We start from the raw sequence: 20,612 nt of genomic DNA, 5'->3' as shown, positions 1-20,612 counted from the left end.
GCCAACTTCCGAACGAAGGGTGCCGCCTCTATGCATCTGACTCCACTGCCAGCGTCAAGCACTTGGAAATTCAATGCTCAGCCCTACAAACTAATAACCGTTAACAGAACCCGTTGAATATTGTTTCGCCAGCGGCAAAATTGCGGACACTCACCTACGGTAGCTGCATTCGGCACGATTGATGGCCCTAGACCATCTTTAGGGAACCTCTGAACAAAGCGCGGCGTTGCGGGCGAACTTGGGATTTCGCTTGCTCGCAACGGTCGCCCATGCTGAACATCAATCACTGGCACCTGATGAAGATTGCCTCAAGTGTTGAGGCTGCGGTGAGATCGCCAAGCGCGACTTGTGAGAGGTATGTATTATCAGCCCTAGGTGTATCTTATAGAAATTTCACTAGACCAGGGATTAATGGCCTGCTTCGCATCAGCTTATAGATTTGCGCACTTAAATAGCAGCAAGGCATAGGCAAAGGCATGGTGCGAGCCACATCCACTTGACATAAGAACTATATACATTATTCCAATCCAAACCAATTATAGTGGGATCTACTCACAAAGCATGTCCAATACGCCCCGCGACCAAGATCGGTTTAATGCGGAAGTGAATGTGCATCTCGATCATCTCAACTCTCGACCAATTGGCAACCAGTTACTGGACAAGCTACAGCAGCTTAGTGGAAAAAGAAGACACAAGGTCACTATTCATGAGATCGCTCCCCCCGAAAATCCAGGTGCAGAGCCCGTTCTCTCACGGCACCAATTAGACGCTCATCCTGAGCTAAGCAGATTCAAAGATATTCGCGAGAAAGCCGGCCGTTCATATGCTCTGAAGAAGCCGGGAGGCGAAAAAAACCAGGGCTCAAGTGTTGTTGTGTCATGGAGTGCCCGCCAGACGAGCCTTGAACTGGACGACGATGGGGACCCAACCAATAGGGCGACCTCCAGTCCCATCGAAAAAGTTTCAGTGTTGGGGCACGAATTGGTGCATGCAAGGCATATGATGGCTGGAACGTGGAAAGGCTCATATGAAGATGATCGTGACCCAGACACTCCCACCGGGAAGGAAGAGTTGCGTGCCGTCGGCTTAGGAAAATACAAATATTCTCAGTCAGGCGAACCATCGGAAAATTCTATTCGAGCCGAGCACGGTTTACCAAAACGGGTTAGCTACCATCACAGTGGCTATAGAAGCGAGTGAATCACACGACGGCGCGACCTTTCGCCCACGCCATTTTGACGATGGCGCATTGCGTGCTACCGGCTTCTGCAAAATGTAAGAATGCGCGACTTGATGGACCATGTTTAGCCGGTCCCGGATCTCTGCACGCCCAAAGTGCACAACCTGTGGCTGCATTCATCTTTCGCTAACGCTCAATGACCACAGCGGCCCATCAAAGCCGTTGAAGCGCCAACTGATCCAGGATGGTGCGCATGGCGCCGGCCGCATCGAAGATGGCGCTGCCCAACACGGGCAAGGTGCGGCGGTCCAGCCGATCGGCGTTGCCGGCAGCGATCACATCGCCATGGGCGGCGATGGTCAGCAACAACTGATCCAGCGTATCCACTTGCTCTACGGTGATGCCGAAGGCAAACGCATCACGCTGCATGTCATCTCCTGCCCGCCTGCGTGTGCGGGGCGACGCCATCGCTGGCCGGTTCATGCGACCTCCCCGGCGTCAGCAAGTTCGCTATCAGAGGCGTCGGGCTCCAGCCGCGCGGGCCACTGCACCTGCGCCAATGCCTTCGTTACCTGCTCGGCCAGCAGTTCAAGGCAGCACGCCAGTTCGTCCATGCAGATGGCCGGCTGCCGCGCCCGCTCTTCGGCCTGCGTGCGCGGCTGCGCCAAACGCGCCAGAAAGCGCATGTGGTCGCGCAGCTGCTGCAGGCGGTACTGCGCGCCTTCTGGCAGGTAGTAGCCCGGGTATGACTGCGCATCGCGTACAACGTCCGACATGGCCTGCTCCTCATTCCATGGAATCAGCCCGCCCGCCGCAAGGCGACGGACGGGAAGTCGGGAGGCTCGAAACCGCGAACAGCCGGCGGGCGTATTCCCCTTGCGGGTGTTGTATTAGCCGCCCTCCCGACGCAGAGCATCGCGTCGGTTGCACCAGCAAAGTTGCAGGCACAAAAAACCCACCGGTTTGTCGGAGGTGGGCACCGCTGTTCGGGGAGTTTCGAGGCTCCGTAGTCGAATCCTGCTACTGCAGCAGCCTGGCGTCAATAGCGCAACTCATGCAGACCAGGCAGCAGAGAGTGCTTCTGCCTGCTGCAATACCGTGCGAACCGCGGCATCCTGCAGATCAGGTGGATAGCCGTATTTGCGCAGGATGCGTTTCACCAGCACGCGCATGCGCGCACGCGCCGAATCGCGGCGCGCCCAATCCACCGAAGCGCTGCCCTTGAGGTTCACCAGCAGCTCGTGTGCGATGAGCTTGAGCGCATCGTCGCCCATCACCTGCACTGCAGAATCGTTCTCTGCCAACGCATCGTAGAACGCGACTTCATCCTCGCTCAATCCCTGCTCTTCGCCACGCGCACGTGCGGCGCGGATGTCCTTGGCGATGCGGATCAGTTCCTGCAAGACTTCGGCAGTGGTGATGGCATTGGCGTGGTAGCGCGCAATCGCATCTTCCAGCCGTTCCGTAAATGCCTTGGTCTCCACAATGTTGCGCTTGCTGCGCGAACGGATACCGTCGTTGATGAGCTTGCGCAGCGCTTCCAATGCCAGGTTCTTCTTGTCCATCCGCTGCACTTCGGCAAGGAATTCGTCAGACAGGATGGAAATATCCGGCGACTGGATGCCAGCAGCCTTGAGGATATCCACGATCTCGGTGGAGACCACCGCACGGCTCACGATCTGGCGGATGGCAAAATCGCGTTCCTGCGAGCTGATGCCTGAACCCGTGGCGCTTTTGACCAAGGCTTCGCGGATGGCCTGGAAGAAGCCCACCTCCTCACGCACCGCGAGCGCCTCATCCGAGGCGGAGGCCAGCGCATAGGCCGTGGATAAGGCCAGCACCGCATCCTGGTAACGCCGTTGCGCCGCCTTCTTGCCATCGTCGCTGCTTGACGCCGCCATCCATTGTTGCTGCTGATCGAGGATCCATTCGATCGCACCGGCCATCATCGCCAGACGCTGCTGCGGCGTGCCATTTAATGCCGTGAGGTAGTCAAAGCCGTGGTACATGTCCCGCACGACTTCGTACTTCTCCCGCATCACGGCGATCGCCTGCGCTTCGTCGATGCCAGTGTTCTGCTTGTCCTGCGGCGAATACTGCGCCAGTGCGGATTTCAGGTTCTGGGCGATACCGATGTAGTCGACGATCAAGCCGGCCGGCTTGTCCCGAAACACGCGGTTGACCCGCGCGATGGCCTGCATCAGGCCATGCCCCTTCATCGGCTTGTCCACATACATGGTGTGCATGGAAGGCGCGTCGAAACCGGTCAACCACATGTCGCGCACGATCACCAGTTTCAGCGGGTCGGCCGGGTCCTTGGCGCGGCGCGCCAAGGCATCGCGCCGGGCCTTGTTGCCGATATGCTGCTGCCATTGCTGCGGGTCGCTGGCCGCGCCGGTCATCACGATCTTGACCGCTCCCAGCGTGTCGTCGTCGCTGTGCCAGTGCGGGCGCAGCTTGACGATTTCGTTATAAAGGTCAACGCAGATCTCGCGGCTCATGCACACCGCCATCGCCTTGCCATCCAGCGCAGCCACACGCTCTTCGAAGTGCGTTACCAGGTCCTGCGCCACCAGGGCCAGCCGCTTCTGGCTGCCGACCAGCCGCTCCACCGCCGCTGCCCGCCCTTTCAGCTTTTCCTTTTCATCCGTGCCTTCCCCCTCGAACAGGGCCTCGACCTCTGCATCCAGATTAGGCTTTTCGTCTTCATCCAGTTCAATGCGCGCCAGCCGCGATTCGTAATAGATCGGCACCGTCGCGCCATCTTCCACCGCGCGGCTGATGTCGTAGACATCGATGTAATGGCCGAACAGCGCGGGGGTATTTACGTCGGTCGCTTCGATGGGCGTGCCGGTGAAGCCGATGAACGAGGCATTGGGCAACGCATCGCGCATGTATTTGGCAAAGCCATACGAGACCACGCCGGTCTTCGCGTCCAGTTTGGCTTTCAGGCCGTACTGGCTGCGGTGCGCTTCATCGGCAATGACCACCACGTTGCGGCGCGCGGTCAATGGCGCATCCACTTCGCCGAACTTCTGCAAGGTGGTGAAGATCACACCGCCGCTTGCGCGATCGAGCAGGCGCGCCAGATCCTCGCGGCTATCGGCCTGCACCGGTGTCTGCCGGAGCAGCGCCTTGCACATCGAAAACGTGCCGAACAACTGGTCGTCCAGGTCGTTGCGGTCGGTCAGCACCACCAGCGTCGGGTTGCGCATCTCCGGGTGCTGCACCAGCCGCCCGGCATAGAAGGCCATCAGCAGGCTCTTGCCGCTGCCCTGCGTATGCCAGATCACCCCCGCCCTGCGGTCGCCTGCCGGCTGCGTGTTGACGCTGGCCAAACCGTAATTGGCTGGATCTTCGGCAATGGCCGTGCGTGAGGCGCGAATCGTCGATTCCACCGCGTGGTTCACCGCGTGGAACTGGTGGTAACCGGCAATGATCTTGACCGGCCCGCCACCGGTTTCGCCAAAAGCGGTGAACCAGCGCAGCAGCTCAAGAAACCGCTGCGGCGCGAACACGCCTTCGATCAGCGTGGGCAGCTCCGGCTGTCCCTTGGGCAGCACCTGCCTGCCGTCGGTGGTGCGCCACGGCATGAAGCGCTCCAGGTCGGCGGACAGCGAGCCGGCACGCGCGGCAATGCCATCGGAAGTGACCAGCACCGCATTGGTATGGAACAACGCGGGGATCTGCTGTTTGTAGGTCTGCAACTGGTTGAATGCACCCACCAGGTTTGCACCCGCACTGCCGGGTGCTTTTAGTTCGATCACGGCCAGCGGCAGGCCGTTGACGAACAGCACCACGTCCGGCCGGCGTCTGGTCTGGCCGCTGATGACCACAAACTGTTGAACAGCCAGCCAGTCGTTGTTCTCCGGGCGGTCAAAGTCGAGTAGCCAAACCTTGCCCGCTGTCAGCACACCATCGTCTGCGTAGTACTCGACATCCACGCCTTCGGTCAGCAGCGTGTGGATGCGGCGGTTTTCTTCCAGCAAGTTCGGCAAGTCGTTTTGGGTGAGCTTGCGGATGGCGTCTTCCCTCGCCTCCGGCGGCAGCTGCGGGTTGAACCGGGTGACGGCATCGGCCAATCGCTGGTGCAGCACCACGACATCATGACTTTCGCGTTCCGGCGCGCTGCCGTCCGGGCCCGTTGTGTTGTCCGAGACGACGGAGTAGCCCAACCTGCGTAATTGTTCAAGCAGGGCTTGCTCGACTGCGGCTTCGGATAGAAAAGCCATTAGCTCTGCTCCTCATCGGAAAGTGGTTGTCGTACTGGAACGACTTTCCTTATGTGCTCCTCGATCGAGGTCGCATCCACTATTCGAATTCGTGCGTCAGCATTTTGCGCCAATGTTCCCATGTGCCTTTTGATGTCACCCAACGCATCGGCAATCTTGGCAATGGATGGCTTTTCGACAACCCCAGGCAGCCCGGCATATGCCGAGATATCCAAAAGATATTTTTCAGCGTTTAGCTTCTTTTCCCCTGCAGCACGCCAGCTAACGTTGACGTAAAAAGGCTTGAGCCTTCTGCTGACGTTCGCATCTTTGGGACTGAACAGGTTGAACCCGATAGCAAAAGTAAAGCTGAACTTTTCACCTTGCCCAATCATGGTCAATGCCGGGCGCTCTTCGGCGTGCTTGAACAAAATGTGATAGTTCTCGAAATCGCCCGCCTCACGCTCGAACGAATAGCAGACATCCAGGGCTGGACCTGTGCCTACGTTGGAGAACGCAAGTTGCAGGGCTCCGTTGCCATCAGGGTGCGGCTCGAAATGGGCAATCACATGGGGCGAGCGCCCTGCCTTGCGCAGCGCACGGTTCTCACGCAGCAGTGCATAAGTGAAGCCGGTGTATATCAGGGTGGAAAACCCACCAACAGCGGTTCCAATCACTGCCCAGTCCCAGGCCATCAGCGCTCCCCTCCTTCCACATCCTGCTCCGCTACAAGAGCAGGTGCATCACGCGCGGCGTTCAACGCTTCGATATAGGCAGCGCGGTCAAGCTGGTAGAGCAAACGGCTGACGGAAACATTGAGGGGGAAGGAGTCATTGCCAGGCAAAAGAACCCGAAACTCAGGATTGCCATCATTGTCCATTATCAACTCCAGCCCGACATAAGCGTCAATTAATTGGTTAAATTCCTCAAACCGCTCCCAAGGCTCGCGCGAATTGACCGGATCTCGCTGCGCCTCCAGGTAGGCTTGATGCAGAAACATCACCAGTGCATCCGCTGACAGGACCGCCGAGCGGCGATGGTGGATGGACAGTTTGGCAAGAAATCCATCACGCCCATGACTGACCGGTCCAGATTCGTTCCGTAGATCGCCCAATGCTGATGTCAACTTATGGTGTTGCGAAACCAGCTTGAGAAATTTGCTGTTTTGGTTTTCGCCGAGCTTAAGCACGCGCACAGCGGCACCGACCCACTCACCGAAGTCTGGGGCCGTAGCCTTCGGCCTCACGGGCAGAGTCGGCGAATCGAGTTCACCTACGATGATCCGGCAAAACACTTCAACAATGGATTTCGCGCAATCTATACACGCATCGTTGTCCTGATCCAGGGTGCGTTCCAGCGCCTCGAAGGTCTGCTGCAACATCGGGGCCTCGCGCCAATACAGGCACGCTTCACGGATGCCGGGGCACCAATCCAGGCTCACTTTGCTTTCTCCAGGAAGCACTTCACGTCCCTTACCCGAAACTCGCCTGAAATCAGCTTGGGGAGCAGGATTTCGCGCTGTTGGGCAAGGGTTCGAGATTGCAAAGCATTGTTGATGATCTGCTCGAACAGCGGCGCGATGGTGCGGTCAAATTCACCCATCGCATCGGTCGGCGGCACAGCGACTTTAGCGTCAGCAAGGTGCTTGCGCTGAATATGACCCATCGTGGTGGCCTTGCCTGCGGCGATGGTTCGGAAGTCAGGCAAGTGTTGGCGTGTGGCAAAGTAATAGAACCACTTGGGCACTTCTGTCGAAGTCACTTTGAACAGATGCTGGTTCAATGCTCCACGACCACCCGTCCACACGTCGACTTCCAGCGTGCCTGACCATGAAAACAATACATCACCGTCCTGCACGATATATTCTGACTTGAGCCGAGTACTTGCTTTGTCCGCATTTTTCGCATGACCAGCGCGCAGTTGCGCGATTTTTATGACAGGCAAGAACTCGGCCTCACTCTCTGGCGGAAATTTCTGCAATGCCAGACCATTAAGGTAGTGAGCAATCGAGTCGAGTGAGGCAGCCCGCCACCCCTTCGGAATCAAGCCCAGTTCCGATTCCTGCATGTCGTCTAGCGACACGCCGTCGAAGTCCACGAACCAGGACTTGAACAGGGCGTGGACCATCGCCTCCAGCGTTTGATTCATACGCCGGTTGAGTTCAATCTTGTCATCAAGCACGCCGAGCACATAAGAGATTTCGCCTTGCTCCTTGAGTGAAGGAACTGTCAGCTCTCGAACATAAACAGCCGCGCGCGTCGTTGATGGAATTGGTGAACCATCGTCGATCTCTCCGAGCTTATGATGCTTAATTGCGTAATACAGCCAACGCATGTCAAGTTTTTTTTTCGGCACAACGTAATACGCTGTATCAATAACCCAGAAAGGCTCACGCCAGAAGCGCACCCCCCGATACGCACCCTTCCTGCCAAGAATAACGCCGGGACCTTCGGCCAGCGCGTTTTCTGTCCAACCGATTGCACCGTTGGAGCCGAAGACACGATATTTGCCGCGGACTTCGTCGTAGCCGCGTATGGCCTTCCCATACTCCAGCGAAATTTCTTCGCCCCAAGTGGTATCGCGCCACTCACTTACCATACCGGGACCAGACCTTGATTTCTGCACCACCACCCTATCCCTTTCAATAATCTGCCGAAACGCCTCACTAGTAGCCGCCCAATCAACGATATCCACTTTCCACGGCAAATCCGATTCGGAAAAATCATCGGCCAGCGCCGCGCTGACCGCAAGCGACAAGGGCTGATCGGTGATGATGGCCAGGTCCAGATCGGAATACTGCTTGGCCAGCCATTTGGCGCGCGAGCCAAAGGCCCATACCTCGTAGTGCGGCACATGCTTGTGCAAAATGTCGCGCACGATCTGCCAATGATCTGGCCGGATGTCGATATTGGGCGTGTCAGACATTGCGTGCTTCCAGCTTTTGCAACAAGTCGCGCGCGTCGATGATGAAGTCGAGAGTGCCCTGGTACACCTTCTTCGCCTTTTCGTGGTCATAGGTGTGTGCGGTGATGTTGCGCATCTGCCGATACTTGAACCAGGCTTCTACGTCGGCAATCAAGCCCTTTTCGGCAGCCACGCGCAGCACTTCGCGAAAGTTGGTTTCATCCACTTCCTCCGGGCTGGCGGATTCGGCCTCGATCTGGCGCTTGAGCATCTTGATGCCGATTTCATAGACGAACTCGAAATTCTGGATGACGCCTGCCACCAGCGTGTTTTTCACCTGCTTCGATTGCTGGTCGAACCAGGTGCTGTCGCTGACCACGCCCAGGCTGTCTTCCAGAGAAGACACCGCATTGCGCAGTGCTGTGAGGTCGAGTTTCTCGTTCATCATGTCTCTCCTGTCAGAACCCCAGGTTCTTCAGATTCATCTCGATCGCTGCGTCAAGCTTCACCGCTTCCTGCTGCTGCTCCCGCCACAGCGTTGCCAGGCGCTGCATCTTCTGCGCAAACGGTTCGCCATCATCCTCTTGCGCCGCTGCGCCGACATAGCGGCCCGGCGTGAGTACATGGCCGTGCTTGCGCACCTCATCGAGCGGGGCGGACTTGCAGAACCCGGCGATATCAGCGTAGTCGCCTGCGTCCTGTTCTCCACGCCATGCGTGGTAGGTCGCCGCGATCCTGGCCACCTCGGCATCGCTCAATTCGCGCCGGGTACGGTCCACCAGTGTGCCCATGTTGCGCGCGTCGATGAACAGGATTTCGCCGCGGCGGTCGCGCAACTTTTTCTTTAGCACTAGTCCGTTGCTGCGATCCTTGGCCAGAATCCACAGGCAGGCAGGAATCTGCGTGGAATAGAACAATTGCCCAGGCAAGGCAACCATGCAATCGACCACGCCGGCTTCGATCATCGCCTTGCGGATGTCGCCTTCACCGCTTTGCTGGCTGCTCATCGAGCCATTCGCCAGGACAACGCCGGCAAAGCCGTGCGGGCTGAGGTGATGGACGATGTGCTGCAACCAGGCGTAGTTGGCATTGCCCACCGGTGGTGGGCCGAACGCCCAGCGCACGTCATCACGCAGCCGTTCGCCGCCCCAGTCGGAGATATTGAACGGTGGATTGGCCAGGATGAAGTCGGCCTTCAGGTCGCGCAGTTCGTCCTTGTGAAAGCTGCCCTCGTTGTTCCAGCGGATGTCGCTATCGATGCCGCGCACGGCGAGGTTCATCTTGCACAGGCGCCAGGTCGTGTAATTGCTTTCCTGCCCATAGATGGCGATGTCGCCAATGCGCCCGCCGTGCTCGTTGACGAACTTCTCGCTCTGCACGAACATGCCGCCGCTACCGCAGCAGGGGTCGTAGATGCGGCCCTTGTAAGGCTCAATCATCTCCACCAGGGTGTGCACCACGCTGCGCGGTGTGTAGAACTCGCCGCCGCGCTTGCCTTCGGCGCCGGCGAACTGGCCGAGAAAATATTCGTACACGCGGCCCAACACGTCCTTGGGCTTGCCGCCCTTATCGTTGAGTGCAATGCCAGAAATCAGGTCGATCAGTTCGCCCAGCATCACCTTGTTGAGCGCGGGGCGCGCGTAGTCCTTGGGCAGCACGCCTTTCAGCGATTCGTTGTCTTTCTCGATGGCGCGCAAGGCGTCATCGATCAGCGTGCCGATGCTCGATTGCTTGGCGTTTGCCTGCAGGTGCGACCAACGTGCCTGCTTGGGAACCCAGAAAATGTTCTCGGCGAGGTACTCGTCCTTGTCCTCTGCAGCCTGTGGATCTTCGGCCAGCAATGCTGCGTGCCGGGCTTCAAAGGCATCCGAGATGTATTTGAGAAAAATCAGGCCGAGCACAACGTGCTTATAGTCGCTGGGCTCCATGTTGCCGCGCAGCTTGTCGGCGGTTTTCCAGAGCTTGTCGGCGTAGTCGAGTTCGGACACAGATTCCCTCTTGAGCGGTGCAGCCGCGGGTTTGGCCCGTGCCGGCTTGGATTGGAGTGCTACGTCAGGCACAGCCGGCGCTTTTGTCGTCGCCAAGGCAACCGATCCACCTCGCCCCCGACCAGCGCGGATGCGGCCGTCGTCGATCAGTTGCTGCTTGATGCGTTGGTAGGTACTGTCCTGCCAGCCCAGTTCCTCACGCAGGCGTTGATTGCCCGCGCTGCCGCCAAGCGAAGTCAACGCGGCGATGAAGCGCTCGATCTTTTGTTCAGTAGATGTCACTTGTTCTTCCTCTGGCTTCAGGCGGGCCAGTAAAGCCGCTTCAGCGGCACAATGCGTTTTGTTTCGGTGTCGGTAGCCGCATAGTGCTCGATCAGCGCGCGCACCACATGGTCCAGCGTCCACAGCGCCAGTGGAATGGACGCGCGATCTGCTTCGTACTGCGCATCCTTGCTGAAGCCGCCAGTGCTGACATACAAACCGCGATCATCCTTGTGGCGCCCACCAAGAAAGCTGCGAATGTCCTGACTGCCCATCTGCCCCTTACGATGCTTGACCTCCACGACAATACGTGGATGTTCGAAGCCAAACCCGTCGGGCGATGCAACGATGTCTTTCCCACGGTCCGAGCCGGGAGGCGAGACCTGGGTCTTGTAGCCCATCGCTCGCAAAATGCCGGCCACAAGTTGTTGCATGTCACTCCAGCCAAGCTCGCTGACCAGATCCTTGATGCGCTCAAGCGCCTGGGATTCGATACCTGCGAGAGGGTCGGCAACGGCTTCGTCCAGCGCTTGTTCGATCTCCTGTACCGGCTTACCTTTGAGCACTGCCAATATCTCGTCGGCGGCACTGGGCGGCACCTCGAACAATGTCAGCGTGGAGCCAAGGCTATTCTTGGTTGAGATGCTCAGGTGATCGCGGGGAAGCTCCTGCTGCAGCCATTGCACCTTGCGCGCAAGCGCTATCCCTGATTCGGCCGACTCGGGAAGGTACTCCGCCTGCCCCGCCACAGTGCCAACTGCGTAGAGGCGATTCGCTGGCGAGTAAGTAACGACCCAATCGCCTTGCTGAATTTCATTTACGAAACGCCATACCTGCGAGGCTCCGGAAATGACGGTGCCAGGTCTGGCCAATGGCTCAGCAGCCTGATAAGTGGCGATCAATTGCTTGCGATCGACACCTGGTTTGGCCTCAGCAGCGAGCTGAGTCCACCCCACTGCAACCACGCCTTGTTCGCGAAATGCTTCGTACAAGCTCCCGCCCTCACCGCGCACCATCCACATCCATGCCATCACGACCTTCTTCTTAAATTCAAAATTTTCTATACATTCTTCGTCGCAAGACCTTAGCACCAGTCGTCTTCACGCTGATGCCTCACTGCGAGCGCAAGCACCGTCTGCTTGTCTTGGACTTCGAACAACAGCGCATAGCCACTTGGACCAAAGCCGATCACCAGTTCACGCTGGAAAGGGTCGCCTTGGCGAACTTTACGACAGCTCAGCGGTGCCACTTCAAGCACGGCGATGCCATCACCAATGAACTGCAAAGCGCGCTCGGCCACAGCGAAATCGGCTCCAGCCCGCTGCAACAGGCCGTCGTAGAGCCGCGCAAGATCATCACGCGCCTCCTCGGTAAAACGGACGTTGAAACGCACCCTGGATCAGCCCTTGCGTGTCTTGTCTAGCTGGGACTGCAAGCCGGTCATCACATCTTTGGTGTCGATGTAGCGGCCGGACGCCTTGGCGCTGTCACGTGACGCCAACCCGCGTGCGATAAAGGCCTCCTGCTGCTGGCGCTGCTGCACCTGGGCGCGCACGGAGTGCTCGACGAAGCTGGACAGCGTCTCACCCTCCTGCAACACGGCTTCAGCCGCTTCGCGCAACGCCGGGTCTACCCGGAGCGATGGAAGAGATGCGGATTTCATGGCAGGCCCGCTGCGTTGCAATTGCGATGCATCATCGCAAGCGGGCGCCGGTGCTTCAAGGTTTTCTTTGCAGACCTAAGTCGAAAATGTCTCAGCTACGCTGATGCGATGGCACGTAGACGCTGAAGCACAGTGCTTGCGCGTGCCGGTTCGGCGACTAATCCCGGCAACGCGTTCACAAACGCCGGGTTATCCACTAGCCCCTCAAACACGTCGGCAACCCAATGCCGAAGATCTGCATGCTCCATGGCGAGCTCTTCCACCAGCTCGGCCCGGCCATCGACGACATTGAGCACGTCCTCCAGGTCGTGACTGGAAAGAAAGTCGCTGTTGCCTCGGGTAACGAAGGCTTCGAGCTTGGTCGCCACGAATGCTGTCGCTGTCACCAAGCGGATGGACAGGCGATCGCTCAAGGCCGCCACTTGGGCCGTCTCTACAGCATGGGCATACCAGCGATTGGAGAAGCCAAGCACGCCTTCATCCACCGGCATCAGGTCGAAGAGGACGCCCGACGCTTGGTGTACCCAGCGGCAGACGACGCCGCTCTGCATCTCGCGCGCAAAGCCCTGCGATTCCACACGCGCCTCGATACCACGGAACCGGGACCAATCGAGATTGACCACCGCATCGACGTCATAGGTGGCGCGGACGCTTTCCGCCAATGGATCGGATACCAGCAGGCCAACGACTGCCCCGCCGAGGAAGACCACGTGGTCGCAAAGCTCGCCCAATGCATTCGCAATCACAAGCAGGTGCGGCAAATTAGGATCGTCAGAGCGCATCGCCAAGCCCCAGTAACTGCTTGAGATAGCGCGCTGCCAGCGTGCGCTCGCGGGCGCGCCCGCTACGCAGCGCGTCCTGCAGCGCCAGCAGCTCATGCAAGGCAGGGTCGGCCAGCGCAGCGTTGGGCGCACCTGCCGACAACGGCGACAAGCTGGGGCCTTTGGCCGTGCCCTGCGCGCTTGGCCACACCGGTGCATCCCCAGGGGAACTAGCAATGGCAATGGACAATGGCGGCGCCCCGAAGGCCGTAGGAATGCCACGCCTTAGCGGCCCGATGACGGCAGGAAAGGCGTAACGCACGCCGTGGACCGCAAACTCGTGCAGCGCCGTGCGCACCGTCTCCCACTCGCCGCGGCTTTTTTCCAGCGCCAAGCCGGATGCCACCGCGCGCTTGACGCTGCGATGCACCTGAGACGGGCTCATGCCCAGCGCTTCTCCAAGGGATGCATACGTCCAGACCTGGCCTGCCTGGGCGACCTGCTTGTACAGCACCACTAGATCCTGTGGCTTCAGTTCCACAGCCGAGCCCGCCTTATTCCATATTCCGGAATATGGAATATCCGTTGAGCGATTGATTTTTGCAAGCGGGCATTTTCGAAAGCGAACCCCGAGCCTTGGTCTACAGCCAAACAGTGAGAGCAGGACGACCTCACCCAATACTTCGCGGCTTGACAGCCTCTTCCTGCAGTACTCCTCTCTCCTGCGCCTGACTCTGCGCTTGCGCCAACGTACGCGCGTCGAGCTCTTGCAGCTTTGCCAGCGATTGCTCCGCCGGCGTAGTGACGGCCACGTCGGTGGACATGCTGGCGCGCAGATGGGCCGGGTTGCTGGGTTCGCCCTGTACCACGAACACGGTGGCACCGGCCGCTGCACGCGATGTTTGGTTGCTCAGCATTACGTGGTCGATGCGCTCGAGCCCGTGCTCCTTTGCCAGATGGGCCAGGCTGGCGCTCATCCGCTCGCTGTACGCATCGCTGGCGCGGCCCATGCTGGCGTCCAACCGGCCAACCAAGGTGCTGGCCTGTGCATGCAACGGATGAGGCGCGGGTTCGGCGTCTTCTGCGTCTGCCTGTCGTGGCCTCCCAGGCACAGGCGCTGCAGGCCCGCCGTTCTGCCGCTGCCGCTGGGCCGGCCGATGCCCCTGCTCCTCCTGCCCTGGCTGTACCCCTTCACGCCCTCGCCCTTGGTCCTGATGCTGCTCCCGCACCGGCCCGGGTGTGGTGCTGGTCAGCACGTATTGCCAGCGCGTCTGCGCGGGGTTGCCTTGAACCGCCGCGATGAACCCATCGTACTCGGTTGGATGAATTGTCTGGCAGCCAGCCGAATCGGTACTGCCGCTGGAACCGCGATGAATCTTGAAGGTGTCGTTGAGATTTTGCACACCGTTGAGATCGGCTTGATCAAACCAGCCGTCCGCATTGCTATCCCGCTGTACCCCGCCCCTCCCTGCATCGACTGCCGCCTGACTTGGGCGTAGTGCGTTGTCTTGGGTGCCTGGCCGGCTGGGATTTGGGTGCTGCCCCATCTGCATCTCGATGGTGCCTTCGCTCAGGCGACCGAGATCCCTGATGCCATCGGCATTGACATCCTCGCCTTCGATCTCCCTGGGCCTGGTGATGCTTTCAAAGCCTGGCGACGGTGCAAATGTCCTGTTCTCCATGCCGCCTTCCGCACGCGGGCGCCGCCCCGTGTTGCCTGCATGATGATCGTACTGCGCAGTCGGCTCGGTGTTTGCTTGCTGGGCGACCTGCGTATGACGCGTGCCATCGGCATCCTTCCACAGTACGACCAGGCGGTCGTTGTAGACGCCCGTGCCGCCCTGAGCTTCGTTGATGGCAGGGGTTGCCGGATCGTCGCTACGCAAGCTTCCGGCATGCGCGCGATCCTGCATGGCCGCAAGTGTTGAGTTTTCCTGGCGAAGGCCTAATACCACGCGCTCGTTGGGTCGCGAGAGTGCCTCGTGCGCGGCTTCGTTACCTCTCACCTGTACGATGCTGGCGTAGACGTCATAGCGCTGTGCGTCGCTCAAGGCAGCCATTTGCGCCTGCGGCGGAATTGCTGGCTGGTTTGACGCGGCTAGTTGCAAGCGTTGCAGCACACTGGCATCCGCAGCGGCGACCGGCCCTTGTTGTTGATTGGCGATTGCACCGGCGGACGCTGCGCCGACATAGCGATCCAGTGCGTCACGCACGACCTCTGCCTGGCCTTGTCTGCGCTCATCAAGCATGCGCAGCGCCTCGGCCTGTCGATTGGCGTTGAACAACGCAGAAATCTGGTCGGCAGTCGCACGGATGTCTAAATCATTGGATCTCGCCATTTCGATGCTCCTTGCAGAAGTGGTCACTCGCTGATGAAACGGTCCTCACCATCTGGATAATCCGCACATGCCGGTTCGCCTGTGCGCTGCTGGCGACACGGCCACTGCGCTCTAGCGACTCGTTCTACAAGCTCGAAGCGCTCGCCTGTCCACCGAAGAAAACCAAAATGGGCGTAAGACCCGACGCGCTTTGGGTCATCGGTGGCCAGCGGCTGGTCAGGATCGAATTCCATCAACCATCGCATTGTCGGCGCCAAAGGCAGCTTGTCATCGAACAGAAAAAGCTCCGAGCCGCCGTGGTCGTTTTGCCGGGCAACATCTTCTGCAGTCAGGCTAGGCGCTGGTGGAAACACCGCTGCACTGACATCGCGTGCGGTGCCGTCCTTGGTGACGCGATACGCCTTTCGTCCTTTGCCTGACTGGCACGCAAGACCTGCCTCGCCCTCGCCACAGTTCACCGGCCAGACCAAGTACACCGTTTTGTCAGGATCGGCACTTTCAAACGAACGGATCGTCAGATCACCCGCAACCATGGTGAAGTCCGCGCGCCGTCCCAAGCCGGGTGCGGCCACGTACACGGCATCGCGCAGGCGCGCTTCGCGCGCTTGCGGCGAGGCATCGACCGCATCTGCAGGCAGGGCAAGCAATGCAGCCGCCATCTGCGCAGGTGCCGGGCCTTTGCAAAACCCGTCCCCTAGCAAAGGCGCAGGCGAGGAGCCCTGTGATTGCGTACGGTCCACACAGACGGCGCCCATCTGCCGTTCCAGTTTGAAGGACACCCAAGGTGAAGGCGTCGCAGCTGGCGCCTGAGGAAAAGACGATGCTGCGTGTGCACCACTTGGGGGTTTTGCGGCAGCCTGTTCCATCGAAAGCCGTGCACACCCAAGCGTCATGATGGGCACCAGCGCGGCCGCCACGATGCAATGCGTCAGCTTCTTCACGGGCATCCTTGAACGAAGAGGGCGAACGTCCCGGACTGTGGCCGTATGAGGAGGCTCGGTCAAGTGACTGATCGCAGACGAAAACGGTTCAGCGGCACTCTCATTTCGGGACCGAAATAGACGCTGCATCCCGCAAAGATGCCATCTGGTATGGACTCAGCGCGACTGTCCGGGGTGAGCAGCAATTCGGATGGTTCGGAACGTTCAACCAACACGCTGCGTGCGGCTCCATGTGATCGCCAGCATTGCACAAAGAGGTCGAAGTGGCCTGTGTTAAAGCCAGCCCAGAACATGGATGGCCCACAGGCGCTACCCCGTCCCTTCCTGATTTGCCGCACCAGTCATCCGACAACGACTTCGCCTGAGCGACGGCCGATCACGACCATCTCGTACCACCTGCCAATTGACCGTACTGGGTAGCGGCAAGCGCACCTCGATTAGCGAGCAGGTGCGCTCACGCCATCGAAAACCCTCTGCCCGCTCGCACCCTGTTTATCCGCGCAACGCCACCCGAAGCGCCTCCCCCGCCAAGCGCGCACTCGCCAGCAGACGCTCCAGGCTCTGCCCATGCCGGGCGCTGGCGGACAGCCCGGCCATGGTGGTGCTGACGAAGTCCGCCAGCCGGTCTGCGTCGTGCGGGCACTGCTTGGCGATGTGGGAGCGGATCAACTCCTGGGCTGCGACATGAAAACCGCAGGCGGCCTCGCGCGCCTGCGCGTCGTTGCTGCGCGTGCCTTCCAGCACCAGACAGCCGGTGGCGGCAGGGTCTGCGGCGTAGCAGCGGGCGGCCTGCTCCAGCACGTCGGCCAGGGCGTCGGCCAGCGGGCGGGCGGTGTCCAGGAGTTGTGGCAGCGGGATGGCCCCGGTCTGCGCGTAGCGGTCGAGGATGCGCGCGTACAGGCCGGCCTTGCTGCCGAAGGCGGCGTAGAAACTGGGCGGGTTGATGCCCAGCGCCTTGGTGAGGTCGGCCACGCTCAGTGCGTCGTAGCCGCGCGCATGGAACAGCTGCTGCGCGGTGGCGACCGCTTGGTCCGGGTCGAACGCCCGCGGCCGGCCGCGGGCCCGGGAAACTTCCAACGGCGACCGCATGCCGCTGCCCGGCATGGCGTCCTACGCGCTGAGCAAATCCGCGCTGCAAGGGCTGGCGCGCGGGCTGGCCCGCGACTTCGGGCCGCGTGGCATCACCATCAACGTGGTGCAACCGGGCCCGATCGATACCGACGCCAACCCGGAAAACGGGCCGATGAAAGACCTGATGCACAGCTTCATGGCGATCAAACGCCACGGCCGCGCCGACGAAGTGGCCGGCATGGTGGCCTGGCTGGCAGGCCCGGAAGCGGGCTTTGTCACCGGGGCGATGCATACGATCGATGGTGCGTTTGGGGCATGACGCGGCGACGGCGGCGTTGACCAGGCTGCAGCTCGACACTTAGTGCGATCAAGGGCAGCAAACGCCCTTCTTCAGCACACGTGGCGAGCTGCCGTTGCACCGCACGCGTTTTGATCCACGCGCCTTTCCTTCCGGCAGAGCGTGATCGCATTCCCATGTCGTGCGGCGCATGGCACGGACAATCGCAGGCTTGGCCCTTGCTGTCGCGCTGATCCCAAGTTGCCTATAGTTGCGGCGAACCCTGCAATGGATTGACCAATGCACATGATGTCATCTGGCCGGTGCCTGGCTCTTGCACTCGCCGTCGCCGTGACCGGCAGTGCCTGTGCACGGACGCCATCACCCGAACAAAAAAGGACTTCCCCCATGTCAGGCACCGTTACCACAGGCCGCACCATCAACGGGCACACCTATTCGGACGCGCCGGTTGACGTAAAGCTGGGGCCGAACACCTTCCGCATCCCCGCCAACTACCTGGACAGCCAGATCGCACCATGGCCGGGCGAAGGCGTGACGCTGGTCATCGAGTGGCCAGATATGACCCCCACTCCGCCCGGGGCACGGGCCAACCCGCGTACGAATGATTTCCGCAAGGAGATCTCAGTTCGAATCAATTACATCGACCGGGCTCCTATCGAGACATCATTAGAGCGACATTCTTCCAATGATGCGATTACCGAGGCCAATTCAGTGGAACGTCGAGATCCGAGGCAGCGCCTCGATCTCCGCCTTGCCCAGCAAGACACGTTGGACCTAACGCCCTACGCAGTCGACGAAGCGAAAATGCTGGCGTATTCGAAAGAGTACGAAGACCGCTACGGGAAACCGCCGATTCGCAACCCTGCCTACGAAGATGACTGGTACGTCGCGCGCGACTCAAGCGGCGGCCTCACCACCTTCATCAAGTGCGACAGCACCAAATTTCGTGGAGACGGTGTGCGGCTGGAGGGAGCTGAAGTAGTACACGAAAAAGGCGCTGTTGCTGCAAGTTGTGTCCACTACTTCTCTGATATCGAGAACAAGCTTTCTATCACCCTGAACTATAAGCGCGCATTCTTGAAGGACTGGAAACGCATGGAAGACGCGGTAAAGACCGTACTGGCCCGCACCAAAGTCAGGTGATCGGCGCGACGATAAGGAGCAGGACATGAGCGGATTGAATGAGCAGGACCTCAAGATTCTTTCCAGCTATGCGGACGCGGGCAACCGCGAGCTGTACTGGAATTATCTTTCGCAGCTAGATGGTGCAGATGGCTACGGGACGCTGGCGCTGGGCGTGGTGCGTAACGATAGCTTGCCCGGTCAGGTTGCAAATAGTTACGCACAGAATTATGCCAGGACACAGCACGATAACGGCTCTCACTTTGCCAACGCGAACCTGAGCGAGAGGCAGTGGGAAGCGTTTGGGCAAACCCTCCTCAAAAAGGATCTTGAAGCCAGGCAATACTGGATGAGCGAACACCGTCCGGACCTAGCGCAGAATTTGCCTGGTGCTGATGTCATGCGGGCACACGATCAAGCCTTCCTGGACCATGAGCTCGACCCTAACTGCTGGACACCCCGCGTGCTCCTGCAAGCAGCATTGGAAAAAAGCGGCCCCCAGAAGCTGGAACAGATCTGGACCAACATGCTCGACAACGAGTACGCCGGCGCTGCCCGTATCAGGAACACGGGCTACGAGACCTTTGCGCAGATGGGACTGGCGGCCGGCAGCCAGTACCTTGCCAAGCTCGGCACCACCGAGGCGATCCAGATGCTGGAAGGCCGCTCAGCCGTCGACCCCAACGTCATCGGCAGCAACAGCTTCTACGCGATGTACTTTGAAAAAGAGCAGAAATGGATGAACGTCAGCGCAGGCGGCGGGCATCTTTCCATGCGCGAAGAAACACATCCCGGCCGTATCGCCGAACTCGACGATGCCCGCGCCGTGCGTCTGGAACGGCAGCAGAAAGCCACGCAGTTCCACGAAGACGATCCGCACCGCTCCATTACCCGCAGCCCGCTCACGGCATCGGTCGACGGGCAGCCCGATCGGATGCAGCCGCCCACCAAACTCGCCGATATCGGCCCTGAGCACCGGGACTACGCATTGCTGCAGCAGGTGCGCGCAGGCGTGAACGCGATCGATGCGCAAGCCGGGCGCACGCCGGACGAGAACAGCGAGCGCCTCATCGCCAGCGTGATGACCCTCGCCCGCCAGAACAACCTGGACCGGGCCGACCACGTGGTACTGAGCCAACAGACGACCGACAGCCCGGCCGGCCGCAATGTGTTTGTGGTGCAGGGCGAGTTGAACAACCCGGCGCACCTGCGCGCCCACATGCCGACCGACGTGGCCGTGCAGACGCCGGTGGAGCAGTCGCTGCAGCAGCTGGAAGTCGCCAGTGCCGATCGCCAGCAGGCGTTGGCGCAGAGCCAGCAGCAGGAGATGGATACCCGGCAGCGTGAGAGTGCGTCGATGCGCATGGGATAACCGCGCTAGGCGGGTGGCGAGGCATTGCGGCGACTTCTGGGCAATGGCGTGCAGGCGATACCGGTTGGCAACGTCGGCGTGGCGCGCGACGATCTCCAGCACCGGCTTGTGCGGGTCGGGTGGCAGTGCATCGAATAACAGGGACACCAGGCTACAGCGATCAGGGAACTGCAAACATCACGGCCCCGCAAAGCCCGCCTCACGTTGCGAGCGAACGGCCAGCACAAACACCGTGTCGATCTGCGCGACATGGCAGTACAGCGCCAGATTGCCGTGCGCGCCGTGACCGATCACCCGTTCGCACCTGTCGCCGCCGGCAGGCCGGCCGATCAGCGGATTGGTTTCCAGCACATCGATTGCCGCAATGATCTCGTGCAGGCGTGCTGCGACATGTGCGGCCTCATGGCGCTGGAGCTGGTCGAAGATCTGCTCAAGATCCTGTGCAACCTCCGGTGCCAGTGATACGCCCAGGGTTCCGTAGACACTCAAGACCCTCGTTGC

Annotated in this window: 21 protein-coding genes and 1 pseudogene; 5 read left to right on the top strand and 17 right to left on the bottom strand. The window is 60.1% G+C overall.

The features are described 5' to 3' along the window. Window positions 1–501 precede the first annotated feature (501 nt). The gene (gene xopG, locus XARJCFBP2528_RS21725) at window positions 502–1,200 is read left to right on the top strand and encodes a XopG/HopH/AvrPtoH family type III secretion system effector (RefSeq protein ID WP_308633145.1); all 699 of its coding nucleotides are present in this window, start codon (window positions 502–504) and stop codon (window positions 1,198–1,200) included. A gap of 193 nt (window positions 1,201–1,393) precedes the next feature. Here the strand turns inward: xopG and XARJCFBP2528_RS00100 are convergent, their stop codons facing one another. From XARJCFBP2528_RS00100 to XARJCFBP2528_RS24390, 14 genes are all read right to left on the bottom strand, one after another. Next, window positions 1,394–1,609 (bottom strand): hypothetical protein, encoded by a 216-nt coding sequence (locus XARJCFBP2528_RS00100; protein WP_016903347.1) that lies wholly within the window; start codon window positions 1,607–1,609, stop codon window positions 1,394–1,396. Window positions 1,610–1,659: 50 nt separating this feature from the next. Further along, window positions 1,660–1,956, bottom strand: a complete 297-nt coding sequence (locus XARJCFBP2528_RS00095) for an XAC0095 family protein (protein ID WP_016903348.1) — start codon at window positions 1,954–1,956, stop codon at window positions 1,660–1,662. Between the two features lie 276 nt (window positions 1,957–2,232). After that, window positions 2,233–5,412, bottom strand: a complete 3,180-nt coding sequence (locus XARJCFBP2528_RS00090) for a type I restriction endonuclease subunit R (protein ID WP_026064530.1) — start codon at window positions 5,410–5,412, stop codon at window positions 2,233–2,235. Next, window positions 5,412–6,086 carry a hypothetical protein gene (locus XARJCFBP2528_RS00085; protein ID WP_016903350.1) on the bottom strand — a complete coding sequence of 225 codons (675 nt, stop codon included), beginning with the start codon at window positions 6,084–6,086 and terminating at the stop codon, window positions 5,412–5,414. The genes XARJCFBP2528_RS00090 and XARJCFBP2528_RS00085 overlap by 1 nt, the downstream gene beginning before the upstream one ends. Next, window positions 6,086–6,832 carry an abortive infection family protein gene (locus XARJCFBP2528_RS00080; RefSeq protein WP_016903351.1) on the bottom strand — a complete coding sequence of 249 codons (747 nt, stop codon included), beginning with the start codon at window positions 6,830–6,832 and terminating at the stop codon, window positions 6,086–6,088. The genes XARJCFBP2528_RS00085 and XARJCFBP2528_RS00080 overlap by 1 nt, the downstream gene beginning before the upstream one ends. Beyond that, a complete protein-coding gene (locus XARJCFBP2528_RS00075) occupies window positions 6,829–8,316 on the bottom strand; it encodes a restriction endonuclease subunit S (RefSeq protein ID WP_016903352.1) in 1,488 nt (495 codons plus the stop codon). Before XARJCFBP2528_RS00075 ends, XARJCFBP2528_RS00080 begins: the two co-directional genes overlap by 4 nt. Then, window positions 8,309–8,740, bottom strand: a complete 432-nt coding sequence (locus tag XARJCFBP2528_RS00070; RefSeq protein WP_016903353.1) for a nucleotidyltransferase substrate binding protein — start codon at window positions 8,738–8,740, stop codon at window positions 8,309–8,311. The genes XARJCFBP2528_RS00075 and XARJCFBP2528_RS00070 overlap by 8 nt, the downstream gene beginning before the upstream one ends. Before the next feature lie 13 nt (window positions 8,741–8,753). Next, complete coding sequence (locus XARJCFBP2528_RS00065; RefSeq protein ID WP_016903354.1) at window positions 8,754–10,283, bottom strand: class I SAM-dependent DNA methyltransferase; 1,530 nt, start codon at window positions 10,281–10,283, stop codon at window positions 8,754–8,756. A 299-nt stretch (window positions 10,284–10,582) separates the two neighbouring features. Then, window positions 10,583–11,575, bottom strand: coding sequence for a restriction endonuclease (locus XARJCFBP2528_RS00060; protein ID WP_026064532.1), 993 nt, complete (start codon window positions 11,573–11,575; stop codon window positions 10,583–10,585). 53 nt (window positions 11,576–11,628) lie between these two features. Then, a complete protein-coding gene (locus XARJCFBP2528_RS00055) occupies window positions 11,629–11,937 on the bottom strand; it encodes a type II toxin-antitoxin system RelE/ParE family toxin (RefSeq protein WP_016903357.1) in 309 nt (102 codons plus the stop codon). 6 nt (window positions 11,938–11,943) lie between these two features. Continuing rightward, entirely contained in the window at window positions 11,944–12,207 is a 264-nt protein-coding gene (locus XARJCFBP2528_RS00050; RefSeq protein WP_026064533.1) for a YlcI/YnfO family protein, read from the bottom strand. A 95-nt stretch (window positions 12,208–12,302) separates the two neighbouring features. Next, window positions 12,303–12,989, bottom strand: a complete 687-nt coding sequence (locus XARJCFBP2528_RS00045; protein ID WP_039814535.1) for a hypothetical protein — start codon at window positions 12,987–12,989, stop codon at window positions 12,303–12,305. After that, window positions 12,979–13,509 (bottom strand): hypothetical protein, encoded by a 531-nt coding sequence (locus XARJCFBP2528_RS00040; RefSeq protein WP_016904660.1) that lies wholly within the window; start codon window positions 13,507–13,509, stop codon window positions 12,979–12,981. Before XARJCFBP2528_RS00040 ends, XARJCFBP2528_RS00045 begins: the two co-directional genes overlap by 11 nt. Window positions 13,510–13,639: 130 nt before the next feature. Then, entirely contained in the window at window positions 13,640–13,978 is a 339-nt protein-coding gene (locus tag XARJCFBP2528_RS24390; RefSeq protein WP_369920264.1) for an XVIPCD domain-containing protein, read from the bottom strand. A gap of 1,092 nt (window positions 13,979–15,070) precedes the next feature. On the opposite strand from XARJCFBP2528_RS24390, the gene XARJCFBP2528_RS21585 reads away from it, so the two are divergent. Beyond that, window positions 15,071–15,289, top strand: coding sequence for a hypothetical protein (locus tag XARJCFBP2528_RS21585; RefSeq protein WP_026064851.1), 219 nt, complete (start codon window positions 15,071–15,073; stop codon window positions 15,287–15,289). A gap of 41 nt (window positions 15,290–15,330) precedes the next feature. Here the strand turns inward: XARJCFBP2528_RS21585 and XARJCFBP2528_RS23650 are convergent, their stop codons facing one another. Together XARJCFBP2528_RS23650 and XARJCFBP2528_RS00025 are read right to left on the bottom strand one after the other, a co-directional pair. Continuing rightward, entirely contained in the window at window positions 15,331–15,966 is a 636-nt protein-coding gene (locus XARJCFBP2528_RS23650; protein WP_016904658.1) for a hypothetical protein, read from the bottom strand. Between the two features lie 774 nt (window positions 15,967–16,740). Next, window positions 16,741–17,337: a TetR/AcrR family transcriptional regulator gene (locus XARJCFBP2528_RS00025; protein WP_026064850.1), complete on the bottom strand. Its 597-nt coding sequence runs from the start codon at window positions 17,335–17,337 to the stop codon at window positions 16,741–16,743. Here XARJCFBP2528_RS00025 and XARJCFBP2528_RS00020 point away from each other — a divergent pair. From XARJCFBP2528_RS00020 to XARJCFBP2528_RS00010, 3 genes and pseudogenes are all read left to right on the top strand, one after another. Further along, window positions 17,324–17,638 (top strand): annotated as a pseudogene (locus tag XARJCFBP2528_RS00020) (SDR family oxidoreductase); the annotation flags it as partial. The gene XARJCFBP2528_RS00025 and the pseudogene XARJCFBP2528_RS00020 overlap by 14 nt on opposite strands. Window positions 17,639–17,896: 258 nt before the next feature. Further along, window positions 17,897–18,760 carry a Smlt3025 familytype IV secretion system inhibitor gene (locus XARJCFBP2528_RS00015; RefSeq protein ID WP_039814540.1) on the top strand — a complete coding sequence of 288 codons (864 nt, stop codon included), beginning with the start codon at window positions 17,897–17,899 and terminating at the stop codon, window positions 18,758–18,760. Between the two features lie 25 nt (window positions 18,761–18,785). After that, window positions 18,786–20,111 (top strand): Smlt3024 family type IV secretion system effector, encoded by a 1,326-nt coding sequence (locus XARJCFBP2528_RS00010; protein ID WP_026064849.1) that lies wholly within the window; start codon window positions 18,786–18,788, stop codon window positions 20,109–20,111. 177 nt (window positions 20,112–20,288) lie between these two features. Here XARJCFBP2528_RS00010 and XARJCFBP2528_RS00005 read toward each other — a convergent pair. Next, window positions 20,289–20,612: type II toxin-antitoxin system RelE/ParE family toxin (locus XARJCFBP2528_RS00005; RefSeq protein WP_248802046.1), on the bottom strand; the 324-nt coding region annotated here is incomplete at its 5' end.

The organism is Xanthomonas arboricola pv. juglandis, assembly GCF_001013475.1.
Taxonomy (GTDB): domain Bacteria; phylum Pseudomonadota; class Gammaproteobacteria; order Xanthomonadales; family Xanthomonadaceae; genus Xanthomonas; species Xanthomonas arboricola.
The sequence above is the reverse complement of the archived record's forward strand: the minus strand, read 5'-3'. Positions and strand labels throughout refer to the sequence as shown.

Bases quoted from the DNA above. Each gene is read 5' to 3' on its own strand.
- XARJCFBP2528_RS00060 (WP_026064532.1), bottom strand. From the start codon at position 11,575: ATGGCATGGATGTGGATGGTGCGCGGTGAGGGCGGGAGCTTGTACGAA.
- XARJCFBP2528_RS00090 (WP_026064530.1), bottom strand. From the start codon at position 5,412: ATGGCTTTTCTATCCGAAGCCGCAGTCGAGCAAGCCCTGCTTGAACAA.
- XARJCFBP2528_RS00070 (WP_016903353.1), bottom strand. From the start codon at position 8,740: ATGAACGAGAAACTCGACCTCACAGCACTGCGCAATGCGGTGTCTTCT.
- XARJCFBP2528_RS24390 (WP_369920264.1), bottom strand. From the start codon at position 13,978: ATGGGCCGCGCCAGCGATGCGTACAGCGAGCGGATGAGCGCCAGCCTG.
- XARJCFBP2528_RS00095 (WP_016903348.1), bottom strand. From the start codon at position 1,956: ATGTCGGACGTTGTACGCGATGCGCAGTCATACCCGGGCTACTACCTG.
- XARJCFBP2528_RS00025 (WP_026064850.1), bottom strand. From the start codon at position 17,337: ATGCGGTCGCCGTTGGAAGTTTCCCGGGCCCGCGGCCGGCCGCGGGCG.
- XARJCFBP2528_RS00075 (WP_016903352.1), bottom strand. From the start codon at position 8,316: ATGTCTGACACGCCCAATATCGACATCCGGCCAGATCATTGGCAGATC.
- XARJCFBP2528_RS00100 (WP_016903347.1), bottom strand. From the start codon at position 1,609: ATGCAGCGTGATGCGTTTGCCTTCGGCATCACCGTAGAGCAAGTGGAT.
- XARJCFBP2528_RS00050 (WP_026064533.1), bottom strand. From the start codon at position 12,207: ATGAAATCCGCATCTCTTCCATCGCTCCGGGTAGACCCGGCGTTGCGC.
- XARJCFBP2528_RS23650 (WP_016904658.1), bottom strand. From the start codon at position 15,966: ATGGCGGCTGCATTGCTTGCCCTGCCTGCAGATGCGGTCGATGCCTCG.
- XARJCFBP2528_RS00015 (WP_039814540.1), top strand. From the start codon at position 17,897: ATGCACATGATGTCATCTGGCCGGTGCCTGGCTCTTGCACTCGCCGTC.
- XARJCFBP2528_RS00085 (WP_016903350.1), bottom strand. From the start codon at position 6,086: ATGGCCTGGGACTGGGCAGTGATTGGAACCGCTGTTGGTGGGTTTTCC.
- XARJCFBP2528_RS00010 (WP_026064849.1), top strand. From the start codon at position 18,786: ATGAGCGGATTGAATGAGCAGGACCTCAAGATTCTTTCCAGCTATGCG.
- XARJCFBP2528_RS00045 (WP_039814535.1), bottom strand. From the start codon at position 12,989: ATGCGCTCTGACGATCCTAATTTGCCGCACCTGCTTGTGATTGCGAAT.